The sequence below is a fragment of the Methylobacterium crusticola genome (assembly GCF_003574465.1).
In the GTDB taxonomy this organism is placed as follows: domain Bacteria; phylum Pseudomonadota; class Alphaproteobacteria; order Rhizobiales; family Beijerinckiaceae; genus Methylobacterium; species Methylobacterium crusticola.
The window spans coordinates 13,441-31,565 of sequence record NZ_QOWC01000098.1 but is presented as its reverse complement, the minus strand read 5'-3'; the positions used below and the strand labels follow the sequence as shown (position 1 = coordinate 31,565).

General features: G+C 74.6%; 16 protein-coding genes. 11 read left to right on the top strand and 5 right to left on the bottom strand.

The genetic code is table 11. The features are described 5' to 3' along the window. On the top strand, positions 1–920 hold a 920-nt coding region (locus DT057_RS21995), incomplete at its 5' end, for a GNAT family N-acetyltransferase (protein WP_162501467.1). Here DT057_RS21995 and tsaA read toward each other — a convergent pair. Beyond that, a complete protein-coding gene (gene tsaA, locus DT057_RS21990; protein WP_128564246.1) occupies positions 839–1,402 on the bottom strand; it encodes a tRNA (N6-threonylcarbamoyladenosine(37)-N6)-methyltransferase TrmO in 564 nt (187 codons plus the stop codon). The two genes, DT057_RS21995 and tsaA, sit on opposite strands and share 82 nt — an antisense overlap. 137 nt (positions 1,403–1,539) lie before the next feature. Between tsaA and DT057_RS21985 the strand changes: the two genes are divergently transcribed. From DT057_RS21985 to DT057_RS21955, 7 genes are all read left to right on the top strand, one after another. Continuing rightward, positions 1,540–3,021: an AMP nucleosidase gene (locus tag DT057_RS21985; RefSeq protein WP_128564245.1), complete on the top strand. Its 1,482-nt coding sequence runs from the start codon at positions 1,540–1,542 to the stop codon at positions 3,019–3,021. 7 nt (positions 3,022–3,028) lie between these two features. Next, entirely contained in the window at positions 3,029–3,559 is a 531-nt protein-coding gene (locus DT057_RS21980; protein ID WP_128564244.1) for a hypothetical protein, read from the top strand. Positions 3,560–3,768: 209 nt separating this feature from the next. After that, on the top strand, positions 3,769–5,451 hold the full coding sequence (locus DT057_RS21975) for a methyl-accepting chemotaxis protein (RefSeq protein WP_128564247.1): 1,683 nt from the start codon (positions 3,769–3,771) through the stop codon (positions 5,449–5,451). Positions 5,452–5,659: 208 nt separating this feature from the next. Next, positions 5,660–6,685: an ArsR/SmtB family transcription factor gene (locus DT057_RS21970; protein WP_128564243.1), complete on the top strand. Its 1,026-nt coding sequence runs from the start codon at positions 5,660–5,662 to the stop codon at positions 6,683–6,685. A 55-nt stretch (positions 6,686–6,740) separates the two neighbouring features. Next, positions 6,741–7,658: a methylenetetrahydrofolate reductase [NAD(P)H] gene (gene metF, locus DT057_RS21965; protein WP_128564242.1), complete on the top strand. Its 918-nt coding sequence runs from the start codon at positions 6,741–6,743 to the stop codon at positions 7,656–7,658. A 116-nt stretch (positions 7,659–7,774) separates the two neighbouring features. After that, on the top strand, positions 7,775–11,521 hold the full coding sequence (gene metH / locus DT057_RS21960; RefSeq protein WP_128564241.1) for a methionine synthase: 3,747 nt from the start codon (positions 7,775–7,777) through the stop codon (positions 11,519–11,521). A gap of 207 nt (positions 11,522–11,728) precedes the next feature. Further along, on the top strand, positions 11,729–12,139 hold the full coding sequence (locus DT057_RS21955) for a hypothetical protein (protein WP_128564240.1): 411 nt from the start codon (positions 11,729–11,731) through the stop codon (positions 12,137–12,139). Between the two features lie 33 nt (positions 12,140–12,172). Here DT057_RS21955 and DT057_RS21950 read toward each other — a convergent pair whose 3' ends face one another. Next, positions 12,173–12,385, bottom strand: coding sequence for a hypothetical protein (locus tag DT057_RS21950; protein WP_128564239.1), 213 nt, complete (start codon positions 12,383–12,385; stop codon positions 12,173–12,175). Between the two features lie 180 nt (positions 12,386–12,565). On the opposite strand from DT057_RS21950, the gene DT057_RS21945 reads away from it, so the two are divergent. After that, positions 12,566–13,111: a formaldehyde-activating enzyme gene (locus DT057_RS21945; protein WP_128564238.1), complete on the top strand. Its 546-nt coding sequence runs from the start codon at positions 12,566–12,568 to the stop codon at positions 13,109–13,111. A 112-nt stretch (positions 13,112–13,223) separates the two neighbouring features. Next, complete coding sequence (locus tag DT057_RS21940) at positions 13,224–14,129, top strand: collagen-like domain-containing protein (protein WP_128564237.1); 906 nt, start codon at positions 13,224–13,226, stop codon at positions 14,127–14,129. Positions 14,130–14,133: 4 nt separating this feature from the next. On the opposite strand, the gene DT057_RS21935 is transcribed toward DT057_RS21940, so the two are convergent. Next, positions 14,134–15,360, bottom strand: a complete 1,227-nt coding sequence (locus DT057_RS21935) for a TIGR03862 family flavoprotein (RefSeq protein WP_128564236.1) — start codon at positions 15,358–15,360, stop codon at positions 14,134–14,136. A gap of 170 nt (positions 15,361–15,530) precedes the next feature. On the opposite strand from DT057_RS21935, the gene DT057_RS21930 reads away from it, so the two are divergent. Further along, positions 15,531–16,607, top strand: coding sequence for a TerC family protein (locus DT057_RS21930; protein ID WP_128564235.1), 1,077 nt, complete (start codon positions 15,531–15,533; stop codon positions 16,605–16,607). A gap of 13 nt (positions 16,608–16,620) precedes the next feature. Here DT057_RS21930 and DT057_RS21925 read toward each other — a convergent pair whose 3' ends face one another. Both DT057_RS21925 and DT057_RS21920 read right to left on the bottom strand, forming a co-directional pair. Continuing rightward, complete coding sequence (locus DT057_RS21925; RefSeq protein ID WP_128564234.1) at positions 16,621–17,373, bottom strand: N-acetylmuramoyl-L-alanine amidase; 753 nt, start codon at positions 17,371–17,373, stop codon at positions 16,621–16,623. Then, entirely contained in the window at positions 17,370–18,107 is a 738-nt protein-coding gene (locus tag DT057_RS21920) for a J domain-containing protein (RefSeq protein WP_128564233.1), read from the bottom strand. The genes DT057_RS21925 and DT057_RS21920 overlap by 4 nt, the downstream gene beginning before the upstream one ends. Between the last annotated feature and the right edge of the window lie 18 nt (positions 18,108–18,125).

Sequence of the window (18,125 nt, the reverse complement as noted above, 5' to 3'; positions counted from 1 at the left end):
TGGCGGCGCCCCTGGTGGCGGGCGGCCCGGACCTCGCGCCGGCCGCGGCCGCGCTCGTCGCGGCCCTCGGCCCGGCGGCGGGCGGGCGGGCGTGGTGGTGGCCGCTCCTGCCCGGCGACGGCCCGGTCGGGGAGGCGCTCCGCGCCGCGATGGCGGCCCAGGGCTGGCGCCAGGAGGTCGTCTCGGCCTTCGCGCGCCCGGTGCTCGACCGGCGCCCGAGCCACGAGGCCTTCCTGGCCCACCACCCCCACAAGGGCCGCCTGAAGGACCTGCGCCGCCGGCGCCGGCGCCTGGACGAGGCCGGGGCCGTGACGTTCGAGAGCGTCGGGCCCGAGGGCGACCTCGATGCCGCCGTCGCGGCCTTCCTCGCCCTCGAGCGCCGGGGCTGGAAGGGGCGGGCCGGCAGCGCGCTCGCCTGCCGGCCGCACACCGCCGCCCTGGCGCGCGACCTGTTCCGGGCGGGCCCCGGCCCGGTCACCGCGCGGGCCGACCTCCTGCGCCTCGACGGCCGGCCGGTGGCGGCGAGCCTCGCCCTCGTCTGCGGCGGCACCGCGACCCTGCTCAAGACCGCCTACGACGAGGACCTGCGCCACCTCGCCCCCGGGGTCCTGCTCGAGGCCGAGATCGTCCGGGCCCTGCACGCCTCGCGCTTCGCCGCGCGGCTCGATTCCGCCACCCTGGACAGCCCGGTCCTCGACGAGCTCTACCCGGAGCGCGCCCGCATCCTCGAGCTCGTCGCCGTCCCGCCCGGGTCCGGGGCCTCGCCGGGCGGGCTCGCCGGCCTGATCCGGCGCCGCCAGGCCGCCAGGGCCTGGCTCAAGGAGCGCCTCGCGTCCCTTCAGCTCCCGCCGGCCTCCCGAGGGGCGTCGTCGCGCCGCGCGACCCGCGCCTCCGGCTTCGCGTCGGTCGAGGCGAAGTAGGGCTTGAGGTCGAGGAGCGGCGTGCCGTCGAGGCAGTCGAGGCCGCGCACGGTGAGGCGGTCCCCGCCGACGGCGAGGAGCTCCACCACCGAGAGGGCGATCGGGTTCGGGCGGGCGGGCGAGCGCAGCGCGAAGGTGCCGCGGGGGGCCGGCGCGTGGCGCGGCTGCTGGGCGACGAGGTTCCGGGGCGCCCGGTCCATCCAGTAGAGCACCAGCAGGTGCGTGGTGCCGGCGAGGGACTGGAGGCCCGGGGCGAAGAGCGGGTCGACCTCGATGGTGCAGGCCGCGTCCGACTGGCCCGAGTTCTTCGGGCATTCCGCGCGCCGGGTCCAGGGCGTGCGGATGCGCCCGATGAAGTAGAGCCCGGCATCGAAGGCCTCCGGCAGCGCCACCGCCGTCTCGCCGGGCCGGGGCCCGAAGGCCTCGTCGTCCCGCCGCCCGTCCTCTGGGTCCGCCCCGCCCGCGTCCAGCCCGCACCCCATGCCCTGCTCCTGTCCGATGCCCGGCCGGCGGGCCGTCACGCCCCTGTCGCCGGGCGGGAGGATGTCACGGTCCCGGGTCGCCGCGCCGCCGTCGCCGGTATAGGCTCGCGCGAGGGCATGAGGGAGGCCGATCGATCGTGTTCGCCGACGAGTTGAGACCGATGGAGACGGTCGCCGATCCCGAGACGGCGGTCGACCGCCTCGCGGCGCTGCACGCCACCGCCACCGAGAGCCTGCGGGACGCGCTCACCCGCTTCCTCGCCGACGGCGTGCCGCCCGACCACGCCGAGCGCCTCGGCTTCCGCTACCCCGAGCTGCGCCTGAGCTACCGCCCCACCGGCCCGATGCCGCGCATCAAGCGCGCCACCGCCAAGTTCCAGGGCCCGGGCATCTACGCCACCACGGTGACCCAGCCCGATCATTTCCGCACCTACCTCCTGGAGCAGCTGCGCCCGCTCGTCGAGGATTACGGCGCCACCATCGAGGTCGGCCTGAGCGCCCAGGAGATCCCCTATCCCTACGTGGTCGAGCCCGGCGCCGAGCTCTCGCGCGGGGACACGACCTCGAGCGACCTCGCCCGCTTCTTCCCGACCCCGATGCTGTCGAGCGTCGGCGACGAGATCGCCGACGGGCTCTGGCTCGAGAAGGGCGACGAGCCCCGGCCGCTCGCGCTCTTCGACGGGCCGCGGGTCGACTACTCGCTGCGCCGCCTCGTCCACTACACCGGCGCCGACTGGCGCCAGCTCCAGCCCTGGATCCTGCTCACCAACTACCACCGCTACGTCGACCAGTTCGTCCGCGTCGGCCTGAGGACGCTCGCGGCCGACCCGGAGCGCTACGCCCGGCTGATCCTGCCCGGCGGCATCGCGGTCGCGGCCGAGGAGGCGCAGGGCGCCGATCCGGCGGCCGTCATCGCGGCCTCGCCCTGGCACCGCTTCCAGATGCCGGCCTACCACCTCGTCGCCCGCGACGGGCAGGGCACCACCCTCGTCAACATCGGGGTCGGGCCCTCCAACGCCAAGACGATCACCGACCACCTCGCGGTCTTGCGCCCGCATTGCTGGCTGATGGTCGGCCATTGCGGCGGCCTCAGGCAGTCGCAGACCATCGGCGACTACGTCCTGGCCCACGCCTACCTCAGGCGCGACCGCATCCTCGACGAACTGGTCCCGACCGACGTGCCGGTCCCGGCCCTGGCCGAGGTGCAGGTGGCGCTCCAGGAGGCCGCCGCCACGGTCACGGGCGAGCGCGCCGACGCCCTGAAGCGGCGCCTGCGCACCGGCACGGTCGTGACCTACGACGACCGGAACTGGGAGCTGCGCTGGTCGCAGGAGCGCCGCCGCATCAACCTCTCGCGGGCGATCGGGGTCGACATGGAGAGCGGCACCATCGCGGCGCAGGGCTACCGGCTGCGGGTGCCCTACGGCACGCTGCTCTGCGTCTCCGACAAGCCGCTGCACGGCGAGATCAAGCTGCCGGGCGCCGCCAACGCGTTCTACGAGCGGGCGGTGGGCGAGCACCTGCTCATCGGCCTCGCCACCCTCGACGCCCTGCGGGCGAACCGCCAGGACCTGCACTCGCGCAAGCTCCGGAGCTTCGACGAGCCGCCCTTCCGGTAGGCGCGGGATGCCGGAGCGCGACCCCCCGCCGTGGTCGAACGGCACGCATGTGGGCATCCCCGGCCCGGACGGGGCGCGGATCGTGCCGGTCGCCGACCTCGCGCGCCGCCTCGGCGTCGATGCCCTGATCCGCCTGCACCCGGAGGATTTCGCGGCCCTGTCCGGGATCCGCCGGACGCTCGTGCACTTCAACCTCGAGGAGACGCTGAACGCGGCGGGCCGGCGCTACGCGCTGCTCCCGATCCTGCGCCCCGGCCACCGCGACGGCGACCGCGACCGGGGCGGCGGCGCGGAGGTGCTGCCGGTGCTCGACCCGACCCGGTTCCGCCGCGGGCTCTGCACGGCGGTGATCCAGCGCGTGCCCGTCCGCTCGGTGACGGCCGACCTCCTCGCCCACTCGCTCCCGACGATCCGCACCCGGGAGGCCCTCGCGGCGGCGCTCGTGCGCCGCTACGCCGACCTCTTCCCCGATCTCGGCGCCGCCGAAATCGTCGCCCGCGGCTGCGCGGTGACGCGCCTCGTCCTCGACGAATCCTGAGGGCCGTCGGGGCCGGGCCCCCAGCAGCCGGCGCGGCGGGCGCCGCCGCCCCGGCCCGGCAAGGAGCGCCGGGGGCGCTCCCCCGGGCGGTGCCGCCCGGCTCTCTGACGTAACGTTAAATTAGTCCGGACGGGCTCTGATGCACCATTCCCGACCGGCGCCCCCTCGGCTGCCCGTGGGTTCTCCCAGGATCGTGGCCGGTGTCGTCGATGATGAGCAACCTCAAGATCGCCGTGAAGATCGGCTGCGCCTTCGCCCTGATGGCCGCCGTCGGGATCGCCGGCGCCGCCGTGTCGTGGCAGAACTTCGTCACGATCGAGCGGACCTCGTTCTGGACCGACCACACCCGCAAGGTGCTGTCGGAGGTCGACCGGATCACCGCCGCGATGCTCAATCGCGAGACGGGCCTGCGCGGATACCTGATCGCCGGCGACCCGGAGTTCCTGGCGCCCTACCGGGCCGGCGCCGCGTCCTACGCGGAGGCGATCGCCGCCGCCCGCACCCTCACGGCGGACAACCCGGCCCAGCAGGAGCGCCTGAGCGCCCTCGACGCCCTGGCGGCCCGGTGGCGCGCCGAGGTCGCCGAGCGGGAGATCGCGCTCATGAAGGACGCGGCCACGCAGGCCGAGGCGCGCCGCATCGAGGCCTCGGGCGCCGGCCGGAGCGTGATGGACGCCCTGCGCGCCAAGGCGGCGGAGATCGCGGGAGCCGAGACGGTGCTGCTCGGGGCCCGGGCCGCCGAGGCCGCGGCGGCGGGCGAGGCCTACCGGATCGCCAGCGTCGCCGGGCTCGCGGCGATGCTGGTGATGGCCTGCCTCGGCCTCGCCGGGCTCCAGTTCGGGGTGGTGCGGCCGATCCGCCGGATGACCGCCGTGATGGGCCGCCTCGCCGGCGGCGATCTCGGGGCCGAGGTCGCCGGACGCGGCCGCCGCGACGAGATCGGCGCCATGGCGGGCGCCGTCCAGGTGTTCAAGGAGAACCTCCTGCGGACCCAGGCGCTCGAGCGGGAGGCCGCGCTCGGCCGGGCCGGGATCGAGGCCCAGCGCAAGGCGGCGATGCGCGACCTCGCCGACCGGTTCGAGGCCGCGGTCGGCGGGATCGTCTCCGCGGTGGGCTCCGCCGCGACGGAGCTCCAGACCACCGCCCGGTCGATGAGCGCGACGGCCGCCGAGACCGCGAGCCAGTCCTCCACGGTCGCGGCCGCCGCCGAGGAGGCCTCCGCCAACGTCACCATGGTGGCGTCCTCGGCCGAGGAGCTCGGATCGTCGGTCACCGAGATCGGCCGGCAGGTCGAAGGCTCGACGGCGCTGGCCGGGGCGGTGGCCGCGGAGGCGACCCAGACCGCGAGCCTCGTGCGGGACCTCAGCCGCAGCGCCGAGACCATCGGCAACGTGGTCGGCCTGATCTCCACCATCGCCAGCCAGACGAACCTGCTCGCCCTCAACGCCACCATCGAGGCGGCCCGCGCGGGGGCCGCCGGCCGCGGCTTCGCGGTGGTGGCCGCCGAGGTCAAGGAGCTCGCCGGTCAGACCGCCAAAGCCACGGACGAGATCGCGCGCCAGATCGGCGGGATCCAGGCCGCCACCGGCCAGGCGGTGGGCGCCATCGACTCGATCACCACCCGGGTCCACGAGCTGAGCGCGGTCTCGGCCTCCATCGCGGCGGCCGTGGAGGAGCAGGGCTCGGCCACCCAGGAGATCGTCCGCAACGTCTCGCAGGCCGCGGTGGGGACGGGCGAGGTCACCGCCACCATCGCAGGCGTCGCCGGGGCCTCGGAGGCGACCGGCGCGGCCGCGAGCCAGGTGCTCGTGCAGGCCTCCGAGCTGTCGCGCCGCTCGGAGCAGCTCGGCGCCGAGGTCGACCGCTTCCTCGCGACGGTCCGGGCCGCCTGAGCGCGGCGTCCCTCGCGGGAGAGGGCCACGCGGGAGAGAGCCGCGCGGCGAGGCGCGCCGCGCAACCCGGCGACGCGTGCGGCCCCGGAGCCTCCCTCCGGGGCCGCACGCGTCGGTGCGGCGGCCGGCGAAACACCGCTTGCGCCGATACGAAGACTGACATAAAGATATCTTTATGTTTCGTATCGAGGGTTGAGGCCGGCCGACGATGACCCGCACCGTTCCCTTCGCGGCTGCCCTTCCCTTCGCGGGTGTCATTCCCTTCGCGGATGCCCTGGGCGTGCTGCGCGCGGCCGCGGAGGAGACGCGCCTGCGCATCCTCGCGCTGCTCGGCGACGGCGAGCTCTCGGTCTCGGACCTCACCGACATCCTGGGCCAGTCCCAGCCGCGGATCTCGCGCCACCTCAAGCTCCTGGTCGAGGCCGGGCTGGTCGAGCGCCACCGGGAGGGGGCCTGGGCGTTCTTCCGGCTCTGCGAGGGCGCGTCCGGCCTGATCGAGCCGCTCGTCGACGCCGTGGACCGGTCGGCGCCCCCGCTCTCGGAGGACCGGGCCCGCCTCCAGGCCGTGCGGGCGCAGCGCGCCGAGGCGGCCCAGAGCTTCTTCGCCCGGCTCGCGCCGCAATGGGACCGGGTCCGCTCGCTGCACGTGCCGGAGGCCACCGTCGAGGCGGCGGTGCTCGACGTGCTCGGGGCGGGGCCGATCGGCAGCCTCGTCGACCTCGGCACCGGCACCGGCCGGATGCTCGGGCTCCTCGCCCCGCGGGCCGCGCGGGCGACCGGGCTCGACGCCAACCACGCGATGCTGTCGGTGGCCCGCGCCAACCTGGAGCGCCAGGGGCTGGCGCGGGTCGACCTGCGCCAGGGCGACATCCACGCCCCGCCCTTCGGGCGCGCCAGCTTCGACCTCGTGCTGATCCACCAGGTGCTGCACTACCTCGACGACCCGGCCCGCGCGCTGCGCGAGGCGAGCCGCCTCGTGGCGCCGGGCGGGCGGCTCCTGGTGGTCGACTTCGCGCCCCACGACCTCGAGTTCCTGCGCGAGGCGCAGGCCCACCGCCGCCTGGGATTCGCGCCCGAGCAGGTCTCGGCCTGGCTCACCGAGGCGGGCCTGACCGACGTCCGGCTCCGCCACCTCGCCCCCCTGGGCAAGGGTGAGCACCAGCTCACCGTCACGCTCTGGCTCGCCCACCACGCCGAGGCCGAATCCGGCCTCGCCGACCGCGCGGTTGCCTGACGGGCGCCGCACTTTGCCCCTACGCACGCATCGAATCCGAGATCCGAGGTCGCCGATGTTCCCCACCGCCTTCCGCCCGAGCCGCGAGAGCCGCCGTCCGATCCGGGTCTCCTTCGAGTTCTTCCCGCCCAAGAGCGCCGAGATGGAGGAGACGCTGTGGTCCTCGATCGAGCGCCTGGCGCCGGTCCGGCCGCACTTCGTCTCGGTGACCTACGGCGCCGGCGGCTCGACCCGCGAGCGCACCCACAACACCGTGGCGCGGCTCGTGCGCGAGACCGACCTCAAGCCCGCCGCCCACCTCACCTGCGTGGCCGCCACGAAGGACGAGGTCGACGACGTGGTGCGGGCCTACTGGGAGGCCGGCGTGCGCCACATCGTGGCCCTGCGCGGCGACCCGGCGGAGGGCGTCGGCACCGCCTACCGGCCGCATCCCGGCGGCTACGAGCGCTCCTGCGACCTCGTCGCCGGCATCAAGCGCGTCGGCGACTTCGAGGTCTCGGTCTCGGCCTACCCGGAGCGCCACCCGGAGGCGCCCTCCCTCGACGTCGACATCGACGCCCTCAAGGCCAAGGTCGATTGCGGCGCCGACCGGGCCATCACCCAGTTCTTCTTCGACAACGACCTCTACTTCCGCTACCTCGACCGGGTGCAGGCCCGCGGCATCGACATCCCGATCATCCCGGGCATCCTGCCGGTGCAGAACTTCAAGCAGGCCGCCAACTTCGCCCGCCGCACCGGGGCCTCGGTGCCGGACTGGCTCGCCGCCCGCTTCGAGGGGCTCGAGGACGACGTCGGCACCCGCAAGCTGGTGGCGGCGGCGGTCGCGGCCGAGCAGGTGCTCGACCTCGTCGACCGCGGCGTCACCGACTTCCACTTCTACACCATGAACCGCGCCGACCTCGTCTACGCGATCTGCCACCTGCTCGGCCTGCGCGCCGCGAGCGCGCCGGCGCCCGAGCGGGTGGCGGCCTAAGCCGCCGCCCCCCCGGCACGCCCCCCCGAGCGGGGGCCGTGCCAGGGGCCCCGCGCCAGCCCCCCGCCCGTCCCGGCCGGTCCCGCCCCCGGCCCCTCCCGGAAAGCTCCTCCCCGATGACCGACCTCCGCCCCGCCGACGGCGCCGACATCCTCACCACCCTGCGCCGGCGCGCGGCGGAGAAGATCCTCGTCCTCGACGGCGCCATGGGCACGGTGATCCAGCGCCTGGGGCTCGGCGAGGCCGATTTCCGCGGGAGCCGGTTCGCCGACCACGGCCACGACCAGCGCGGCAACAACGACCTCCTGATCCTGACCCAGCCCGACGCGATCCGGCAGATCCACCTCGACTACTTCCTGGCCGGCGCCGACGTGGTCGAGACCAACACGTTCTCGGGCACGACCATCGCCCAGGCCGATTACGGCATGGAATCCATCGTCCACGAGCTGAACCGGGAGGGCGCGCGGCTCGCCCGCGAGGCCGCGCTCCTCGCCGAGCAGCGGGACGGCCGCCGCCGCTTCGTCGCCGGCGCGGTCGGGCCGACGAACCGCACGCTCTCGATCTCGCCCGACGTCAACAACCCGGGCTACCGCGCCGTCACCTTCGACCAGGTCCGCACGGCCTACGCCGAGCAGGTGAGGGGGCTCGTCGCCGGCGGCGCCGAGCTGATCCTGATCGAGACCGTGTTCGACACCCTCAACGCCAAGGCGGCGATCGTGGCGGCCTGGGAGGTCTTCGAGGAGACCGGGATGCGCCTGCCGGTGATGATCTCCGGCACCATCACCGACCTGTCGGGCCGCACGCTCTCGGGACAGACGCCGACGGCGTTCTGGCACGCCCTGCGGCACGCCGAGCCCCTGACCTTCGGCCTCAACTGCGCGCTCGGCGCCCGCGAGATGCGCGCCCACATCGACGAGCTGTCCCGCGCCTGCGACACCCTCGTCTGCGCCTACCCGAATGCCGGCCTGCCGAACGAGTTCGGCCTCTACGACGAGAGCCCGGAGGCGATGGCGGCGCTCGTCGGCGAGTTCGCCGGCAGCGGCCTCGTCAACATGGTGGGCGGCTGCTGCGGCACGACGCCCGACCACGTCCGGGCCATCGCCGAGGCGGTCGCCGGCAAGGCGCCGCGGCGGGTGCCGGAGGTGGCGCGGCTGATGCGGCTCTCGGGCCTCGAGCCGTTCACGCTCGCTCCCGAGATCCCGTTCGTGAACATCGGCGAGCGCACCAACGTCACCGGCTCGGCGCGCTTCCGCAAGCTCGTCACCAGCGGCGACTACGCGGCCGCCCTCGACGTCGCCCGCGACCAGGTCGCGGCCGGCGCCCAGGTCATCGACGTCAACATGGACGAGGGCCTGCTCGACTCGGCCGCCGCGATGGTCGAGTTCCTGAACCTCGTGGCGGCCGAGCCCGACATCGCCCGCGTGCCGGTGATGGTCGATTCCTCGAAGTTCGCGGTGATCGAGGCCGGCCTGAAGTGCATCCAGGGCAAGGCGATCGTGAACTCGATCTCCATGAAGGAGGGGGTGGAGAAGTTCATCGCCGAGGCGCGCATCTGCCGCGCCTACGGGGCCGCCGTGGTGGTGATGGCCTTCGACGAGCAGGGCCAGGCCGACACGCTGGAGCGCAAGGTCGAGATCTGCACCCGGGCCTACCGCATCCTCACCGAGGAGATCGGCTTCCCGCCCGAGGACATCATCTTCGACCCCAACGTCTTCGCGGTCGCCACGGGAATCGAGGAGCACGACGGCTACGGCGTCGCCTTCATCGAGGCGGCCCGGATCATCCGCGAGACCCTGCCCCACGCCCACATCTCGGGCGGCATCTCGAACCTGTCCTTCGCGTTCCGGGGCAACGAGCCCGTGCGCGAGGCCATGCACGCGGTGTTCCTCTACCACGCGGTCCAGGTCGGCATGGACATGGGCATCGTCAACGCGGGCCAGCTCGCGGTCTACGACGAGCTCGACCCCGAGCTGCGCGGGCTGTGCCAGGACGTCGTCCTCAACCGGCGCCCGGACGCGACGGAGCGCCTGCTCGAGGCCGCCGCCCGCTTCAAGGGCGGGCCGGCCCAGGTCCGGACCGCCGACCTCGCCTGGCGCGAGGCCCCGGTCGCCAAGCGCCTGGAGCACGCCCTCGTCAACGGCATCACCGAGTACATCGAGGCCGACACCGAGGAGGCGCGCCGCGAGGCCGCGCGCCCGCTCCACGTCATCGAGGGGCCGCTGATGGCCGGGATGAACGTGGTCGGCGACCTGTTCGGATCGGGCAAGATGTTCCTGCCCCAGGTGGTGAAGTCCGCCCGCGTGATGAAGCAGGCGGTGGCCCACCTCATGCCCTTCATGGAGGCCGAGAAGGCCGCCAACGGCGGGACGGGCGGCCGCCAGGCCGCCGGCAAGGTGCTGATGGCCACCGTGAAGGGCGACGTCCACGACATCGGCAAGAACATCGTGGGCGTCGTGCTCGCCTGCAACAACTACGAGATCATCGACCTCGGCGTGATGGTGCCGGCGGCGCGCATCCTCGACACGGCCCGCAAGGAGAAGGTCGACATCATCGGCCTCTCGGGGCTGATCACCCCCTCCCTCGACGAGATGGTCCACGTCGCGGCCGAGATGGAGCGCGAGGGCTTCGACGTGCCCCTGCTCATCGGCGGGGCCACCACCAGCCGGGTCCACACCGCGGTGAAGATCCACCCGGCCTACGCCCGGGGCCAGGCCGTCTACGTCACCGACGCCAGCCGGGCGGTCGGCGTGGTGTCGAGCCTGCTCTCGCCCGACACCAAGGTCCAGGCCATCGACAAGGTCAGGGCCGAGTACAAGCGCGTCGCCGAGGCCCATGCCAGGGCCGAGGTCGACAAGCAGCGGCTGCCCCTCGCCCGGGCCCGCGCCAACGCGTTCAGGGCCGACTGGTCGACCTACCGGCCGGCCCGCCCGAGCTTCACCGGCACCCGGGTGTTCCGCACCTACGACGTGGCCGACCTCGTCCCCTACATCGACTGGACGCCGTTCCTGCAGACCTACGAGTTCAAGGGCCGCTTCCCGGCGATCCTCGACGACCCGGCGCAGGGCCCCGCCGCGCGGGCGCTGTTCGAGGACGCGCAGGCCATGCTGCGCCAGATCGTGGAGGAGCGCTGGTTCAACCCGAAGGCCGTGATCGGCTTCTGGCCCGCCAACGCGGTCGGCGACGACATCCGCCTCTACACCGGCGAGAGCCGGGCCGAGCCACTCGCGACCTTCCACGGCCTGCGCCAGCAGCTCTCGAAGCGCGACGGGCGCCCGAACACCTGCCTGTCGGACTTCGTTGCCCCCCGCGACAGCGGCATCCCGGACTACGTCGGCGGCTTCGTGGTCACGGCCGGCCTCGAGGAGGTGCGGATCGCCGAGCGCTTCGAGCGCCAGAACGACGATTACCGCTCGATCCTCGTCAAGGCGCTGGCCGACCGCATCGCCGAGGCCTTCGCCGAGCGCATGCACGAGCGGGTGCGGCGGGAGTTCTGGGGCTACGCCGCCGACGAGGCCATCGCCACCGCCGACCTCGTCGGGGAGGCCTACCAGGGCATCCGCCCGGCGCCCGGCTACCCGGCCCAGCCCGACCACACCGAGAAGACGACCCTGTTCGACCTCCTCCAGGCCGAGCCGCGCATCGGCGTGAAGCTGACCGAATCCTACGCCATGTGGCCGGGCTCGTCGGTGTCGGGGCTCTACCTCGCGCATCCGGACGCGCATTACTTCGGCGTCGCCAAGGTGGAGCGCGACCAGGTCGAGGACTACGCCGCCCGCAAGGGGATGGACGTCGCCGAGGTCGAGCGCTGGCTCGGGCCGATCCTGAACTACGACCCGGTGCGCCACCTCGCGGCCGCGGAGTAGCCGGGACGCGGGGACCCGTCGCCCGGCGGGGCCGCGCCGCGCCGGGAGGCCCCCCGCGCCGTGCGTCACCCGGCGTCCACACGGGCGGCGAATGGTGCGCACCGGTGCGTCGCGCGGTCCCGGCAGGCTTGACCGCACCCCGCGCCCCGGCCCAAAGCTTGTCGCCCCGGCCGGAATCGGCCGGCGGCCATGGCCGGAAGGGGCGTGATGCGGACAGGTCTGTGGGGGCTCGCCCTCGTCGGCGTGGCGGCGGCGGGCTGCACCGAGTTCTCCTACCTCTCGAAGACCTATGTCGGCCTGCCGGCCCAGGTGGTGACGATCGGCTGCAACGACCCCTACGAGGTCTTCGACCAGCGCCAGCAGCGCAAGGTGCTGATCGTCTCGAACGGCCTGCGGGAGGTCGCCGGCTGCGGCCTCGACGGGCGCGACCCGGCCCTGACGCGCCGGCGCCGCTTCTCGGAGGCCGCCGAGACCTACCTGCGCGAGACCGCCCGCGAGACCTGCACGATCATCGGCGAGACGGTGTTCACCGACCTCCAGACCGAGTTCGTCTACCGCTGCGCCGAGCCGGTCGAGAAGCCCGGCACGAAGGTGCCGCGCCTGCCCGGGCGGTACTGACCCGGCGCGGCGCCCGGCCCCCCGCCCGGCGCCTCACGCCCCGTCCGGCACCGGCGGGTGCGGGAAGGTGCGCTCGGCGGCGTCCCCCGACGCGGCGAGCAGCGCCCGGGCGAAGTGGCGGGCCTCGGCCCGGTCGAGGGCGATCACGGCCGTCACCGGCCGGCCGCCGAGGTCGGCGAGCGCGAATTCCAGCTCGACGCCCGCCTCGGTCGGAGCCACCCGCAGGGTCCAGTCGCGATCGGTCATGGTGGCGCATCGGCGGTTGCGGGGCACCGTCTCGCCCCCGGACGCCCTATAGACCATTTTCCGGTGACGTCGATGCCGGTGCCGGGCCGGCCCGCGGTTGACGCGGCGCCCGCCCGTGTGGTGGGTCGCGGGCCTTGGACGGGAGGCGGGCCCTGCGGCCCGCCCGGCGAGGACGACCCGATGAGCGCGATTGTCTTTCGAACCGGCGAGGCCACCGTGCTGGCCGCCGAGGGCCAGTACACCGACGCGATGCCGGAGGTGCTCATCGGCGCGGTCGACGGCCCGGTCGGCCACGCCTTCGCGTCGATGATGGGCCAGGTGCAGGGCCACACCCGGATGTTCGTGGTGCGCGACCTCAACCAGCTCGTGCGCCCCGCCACCATGATGACCACCAAGGCGACGATCCACACGGCGGAGTACGTCGAGCTCCTCGGCGGGGTGGTGCAGGCCGCGACCGGCGACGCCATCGTGGACTGCATCATCGACGGCATCCTGCCGCGGGAGGGCCTCGACGCCCTCTGCATGATCATCATGATCTGGCTCGACCCGCGCTGCGCCGAGGACCCGAACCTCGACCGGCGCGACCTCTACCGCACCCATTACGAGGCGACGAAGCTCGCCATCGCCCGCGCGCTCAGGGGCGAGCCGACGGTCGACGACCTGATCGCCAACCGCCGGACCGTGAAGCACTACGCCCTCGACGGCGTGATCACGTACGACGCCTGACCGCCCCGGCCCTGCGTGGTTGACCGCAGCTTGACCGCGCAGCAAGGTGCGCCGCCCCGCCGCCCGCCGCAGCCTGCGCGGGCTCCTCCCCCCGACGATTCCGAGGAATCCGATGCGTCCTCACCGCGCCGTGCTGGTCCTGTCCGCCCTGGCCGCCCTGGTGGGCGGCGCAGCGCACGCGCAGCAGCCCGGCCCCTCCGCGCAGGCGCCGCGGCGCGCCGGGGCGCCGCCGGCCATCCAGGTCTGGGACGCCCGGATCGAGGCCGGGGAGCTGCGCATCTCCGGCAGCGTCGGCCGGGCCGGCGTGACCGTGACCCTCGACGACGACATCCCGGTGCAGACCGACCGGCGCGGGCGCTTCACGCTGCACGTCCCCTACATGCCGACGAACTGCCAGGGCGTCCTGAAGGCCGGCGAGGAATCCCGCGAGATCGTGGTGGCGAATTGCGGCGCCACCGGCGCCGCGGGTCCTAAGGGCGAGCCCGGCCCGACCGGGCCGCAGGGCGTGGCCGGCCTCGCCGGCGCCCCGGGGTCCAGGGGCGAGGCGGGAGCCCGCGGCGAGCCGGGTCCCAAGGGCGAGGCGGGTGCCAAGGGCGAGCCGGGCCCCAAGGGCGAGCCGGGTCCGAAGGGCGAGGCGGGCGCCAAGGGCGAACCCGGCCCGAAGGGCGAACCCGGCCCGAAGGGCGAGGCGGGCGCCAAGGGCGCGGCCGGTCCCGCGGGGGCGCCCGGTCCCAAGGGCGAGCCGGGCCTTCCCGGCACCCCGGGGCCCCACGGCGAGGCCGGGGCGCCGGGGAGCGCGCCCGCGCCGGCGGCCGCGGGCCTGCCGCTCCGGGTGCTGCGGACCGACGGCTGCGCCAAGCCCTACTGCGAGCTCGCCTGCGCGGACGGCGAGGCCTTCGTGTCGGCCTACTGCCTGCGCTCCGGCAGCCCGACCTTCACGCGTCGCGAGAGCGGCGAGGCCGTGGTGATGTGCCCCTCCGACAGCTCCGGCATGGTCGGGTTCTGCGCCCGGCTCTGAGCCGTCACGGCCCGGACAGCCAGCGCAGCGCGCCGCCCGCGGCGGCCCGGCCGCTGGCGAAGCTCGCCTGGAGGAGGTAGCCGCCCGTCGGCGCCTCCCAGTCGATCATCTCGCCGGCCGCGAACGTCCCCGGGCGCGCCCGCAGCATGAGGTGCTCGTCCAGCGCCGAGAAGGCGACGCCGCCGGCGCTCGAGATCGCCCGCGCGAGGGGCTGGAGGCCGGTCAGCCGCACCGGGCAGGCCTTGATCAGCCCGGCGAGCGCGCCGGGATCCGCCGGGAGCTCGCCCGCTGCCTCCCGCAGCAGGCCGGCCGCGACGGGGCTCAGGCCCGCGGCCTTGCGCAGGATCGTCGCCCGCGAATCCTTCGCCCGCGCCCCCGCGAGGCGCCGCGCCAGGGCCGCCGCGTCGAGGTCCGGCCGCAGGTCGACCCGTATCACGGCCCCGCCCTCCGCCAGGATCGCCTCGCGCAGGGGCCGCGACAGGGCGTAGAGCGCGCCCCCCTCGATGCCCTCGCGGGTGATCATCGCCTCGCCCCGTACCCGCTCGGCGCCGAGCGTGAGCGCGATGCGCTTCAGGGGCGTCCCGGCGAAGCGCGCCGCGAAGGCCGCCGACCACCCCGCCGTGAACCCGCCGTTGGCCGGGCGCAGGGCGCGGACCGCGACCCCTTGCGCCGCCAGCACCGGGACCCAGGCGCCGTCCGAGCCCAGGCGCGGCCAGCTCGCGCCGCCGAGCGCCAGCACGACGGCGTCGGGCCGCAGCCGCCCCGGCCCGTCAGGGCCCTCGAGCGCGAGGGCGCCGTCGGCCTCCCAGCCCGTCCAGCGGGTGCGGGTGCGCAGGGCGACGCCGAGGCCGTCCAGGCGCGCGAGCCAGGCCCGCAGGAGCGGCGAGGCCTTGAACGCCCGGGGAAACACCCGGCCGCTCGAGCCCACGAAGGTCGGCTGCCCGAGCCCCTCGCACCAGCCGCGCAGGGCGGCCGGCGGAAAGGCCGCGATCGCCGCGGCGAGCCGGGGCTCGGCCGGATGGTAGCGGGCGAGGAAGCGGTCCAGGGGCTCGCTGTGGGTGAGGTTGAGGCCGCCGCGGCCCGCGATCAGGAGCTTGCGGGCCGGCGAGGGCATGCGCTCGACCACCGTGACGGCGAGACCCGCCCCCGCCAGCACCTCGGCGGCCGCGAGGCCCGCCGGCCCGGCCCCGATCACCGCCGCGCTGCGGCGCGCTTCCCTCGTCTGCGTCATGCCTGCGCCAGAGCCGCGAGCGGGCCGCGCCTGTCAAGCGGCCCTTGATCCGCCGCCTGACCCGACTTAAGTCGGCAGGATCGGCTGCGGGCCCCTCTGGCGAGCTGCGCACTGCGCGCTCGTGATGTCGGAGCCGATGCTTTCTTCCTCGAAGCATCAACGGTCCGTAAATGGTCGATTTCCTCTATACGCTGTGGCTCGGCAAGCCCGTCTGGATGTGGCTGGGGTTCCACGCCGTCGTCTTCTTCCTGCTCGCCTTCGATCTCGGGCTGCTGCACCGGGACAAGACCCGGGAGATCGGGGTCAGGGAGAGCCTCCTGCTGACGGCCTTCTACCTGACCCTCGGCCTCTGCTTCGGCGCCTGGATCTGGTGGTATCTCGGCGCGCAAGCGGGCCAGGAATACCTCGCCGGCCTGGTGGTCGAGAAGTCGCTGTCGATGGACAACGTGTTCGTCATCGCGGTGATCTTCGGGTTCCTGGGCATCCCGCGGGTGGCGCAGCACCGGGTGCTGCTCTGGGGCATCCTGGCGGCGGTCGTGCTGCGCGGGCTGATGATCGGGCTCGGCGCCGCGCTCGTGCACGAGGCCGAGTGGGTCCTCACCTTCTTCGCCGCCTTCCTGATCTACGCCGGCGTCAAGATGCTCGTCTCGGGCAGCGAGGAGGAGGCCGAGGGGGAGACCGCGAACCGCTTCGTCGCCTTCGCGCGCAAGCACCTGCGCGTCACCCGCGACCTCGACGGCCAGAAGTTCCTGACGGTCCGGCCCGACCCGCTGACCGGCCGCCCGGTGCGCTGGCTCACGCCCCTGGCCCTCGCCCTGGTGCTGGTGAACGGCGCCGACGTGATCTTCGCGGTCGACAGCGTGCCGGCGATCTTCGCCATCACCACCGACACCTACGTGGTCTACACCTCCAACATCTTCGCGATCCTCGGGCTCCGGGCGCTCTACTTCGCGCTCGCCGCGATGGTGGACCGGTTCGCCTACCTCAAGGGCGCGCTCGCCATGATCCTGATCTTCATCGGGCTGAAGATCGTGGTGGCCGACACCTTCGACCTCGTGACGATCGAGCCCTGGCAGGCCCTCGTCGTCACGGTGGCGCTGCTCGGCGGCGGCATCGCCTACAGCCTGTGGCGGACCCGCGCGGCGGCGCGGGCCGAGGCGGCGCCGGGCGCCGGCTACCTCGAGGCGGGAACGCCGCCGGCGCCGGGCGTCCGGGCGCCCGGCACCGTCACGAACGCCAACCACTGACGGCGGCGGCGCCTCAGGCCGGCTTCGCGGCCAGGAGGTCGCGCAGCGTCGTGATCGTGGACGCGTCGGCGACGCCGTCGATGCGGGCCTGCCGGAAGTGGCGCTGGAAGGCCGTCACCACCGCGCGGGTGCGGGCGTCGAAGGTGCCGGTGACGGGCTGGTCGTAGCCGTAGAGCGCGAGCATCGATTGCAGCGCCTCGATCGGCTGGCCGGCATCGCCCTCGGCGAAGAACCGGCCGTCGCGGATCGGCGCCGGGGTGGTCCAGTGGCCGATGCCCTGGCGGTGCAGGTGCTCCCACGGGAAGCTCTCGCCGGGGTCGTCCTTGCGGTCCGGCGCCACGTCGGCATGCCCGAGGATCCGGTCGGGGCGGATCGGCCAGCGCGACGCGATGTCCCGGGACAGGGCCGCGACCGCCGCGACCTGCGCCTCCGGGTAGGGCGCCTGGACCTCGCCGGCATGGCCCGGATGGGCGATCTCGATGCCGATGGAGCGCGAGTTGACGTCGCGCACGCCCTCCCAGGCCGAGAGGCCGGCGTGCCAGGCGCGCCGGGCCTCCGGCACCATCTGCACCACCCGGCCGTCCTCGAACACGAAGTAGTGCGCCGAGACCTCGGCCAGGGGATTGGCGAGGCGCAGCAGCGCCTCGCTCGCCCGCGCCATCCCGGTGTAGTGCAGGATCAGGATGTCGACGGGCAGGCGGCGCTCGTTGTGGTTGGGCGAGGGCACCACCTGACGGGCGATCGGGCTGTCGGGCGTCAGGGTCATCCGCGTCTCAGGCTCGGCTGCCGCTCGGCGGCGATGCGGTCGTAGGCGGCGTTGATGGCGGCGAGGCGGCGGGTCGCGATGGCGACGGCGGCGGGCGGCAGGCCCCGGGCCACGGCGCGGTCGGGATGGTTCTCGGCGACGAGGGCGCGGTAGTGCCGGCGCAGGACGGCGTCGGGAAGGTCGCGGGCCACGCCGAGCACCTCGTAGGGGTCGTCGTCGAGGCGCATGTGGCGGGCCGCCACGCGGGCGTAGCGGGCCTCGTCGAACCCGAAGGCCCCGGCCACCGCCGCGAGGTAGCGCGCCTCGTTCTCGTGGATCGCGCCGTCCGCCTTGGCGATGTGGAACAGGCCGTCGAGCACGTCCTCCAGGAGGGCGGGCTCGTCGCGGAACGTCTCCGCCACCTGCTGGGCGTAGCCCTCGAAGCCGCTGGTCGTGCGCTTGGCGAGGTCGAACAGGCGCTCCACCCCGGCGCGCTCCTCGTCGGGCACCTGCACGATGTCGGCGAAGGCCGCGACCTCGGCGGGCGTCACCACGCCGTCCGACTTCGCCATCTTGGCGGCCAGGGCCACGAGCCCGGTGGTGAACACCACCTCCCGGGGCGTCGGCCCGAACAGCGAGCCCTCGCGGTCGACGAGGAAGTGGCCCGCCACGGCGCCGACGAGCGCCCCGAGGGGCCCGCCGGCCGCGAGGCCGAGCCCGGCCCCGCCGAGCTTGCCCCAGAGGCCGAGGCTCACGGGCGCCTCCCGGCCGCG

What these genes read in the sequence shown, in the direction of transcription:
- tsaA (WP_128564246.1), bottom strand. Translation starts at nt 1,402, where the DNA reads ATGGGGTGCGGGCTGGACGCGGGCGGGGCGGACCCAGAGGACGGGCGG.
- DT057_RS21980 (WP_128564244.1), top strand. Translation starts at nt 3,029, where the DNA reads ATGCCGGAGCGCGACCCCCCGCCGTGGTCGAACGGCACGCATGTGGGC.
- DT057_RS21975 (WP_128564247.1), top strand. Translation starts at nt 3,769, where the DNA reads ATGATGAGCAACCTCAAGATCGCCGTGAAGATCGGCTGCGCCTTCGCC.
- DT057_RS21970 (WP_128564243.1), top strand. Translation starts at nt 5,660, where the DNA reads ATGACCCGCACCGTTCCCTTCGCGGCTGCCCTTCCCTTCGCGGGTGTC.
- metF (WP_128564242.1), top strand. Translation starts at nt 6,741, where the DNA reads ATGTTCCCCACCGCCTTCCGCCCGAGCCGCGAGAGCCGCCGTCCGATC.
- metH (WP_128564241.1), top strand. Translation starts at nt 7,775, where the DNA reads ATGACCGACCTCCGCCCCGCCGACGGCGCCGACATCCTCACCACCCTG.
- DT057_RS21955 (WP_128564240.1), top strand. Translation starts at nt 11,729, where the DNA reads ATGCGGACAGGTCTGTGGGGGCTCGCCCTCGTCGGCGTGGCGGCGGCG.
- DT057_RS21950 (WP_128564239.1), bottom strand. Translation starts at nt 12,385, where the DNA reads ATGACCGATCGCGACTGGACCCTGCGGGTGGCTCCGACCGAGGCGGGC.
- DT057_RS21945 (WP_128564238.1), top strand. Translation starts at nt 12,566, where the DNA reads ATGAGCGCGATTGTCTTTCGAACCGGCGAGGCCACCGTGCTGGCCGCC.
- DT057_RS21940 (WP_128564237.1), top strand. Translation starts at nt 13,224, where the DNA reads ATGCGTCCTCACCGCGCCGTGCTGGTCCTGTCCGCCCTGGCCGCCCTG.
- DT057_RS21935 (WP_128564236.1), bottom strand. Translation starts at nt 15,360, where the DNA reads ATGACGCAGACGAGGGAAGCGCGCCGCAGCGCGGCGGTGATCGGGGCC.
- DT057_RS21930 (WP_128564235.1), top strand. Translation starts at nt 15,531, where the DNA reads ATGGTCGATTTCCTCTATACGCTGTGGCTCGGCAAGCCCGTCTGGATG.
- DT057_RS21925 (WP_128564234.1), bottom strand. Translation starts at nt 17,373, where the DNA reads ATGACCCTGACGCCCGACAGCCCGATCGCCCGTCAGGTGGTGCCCTCG.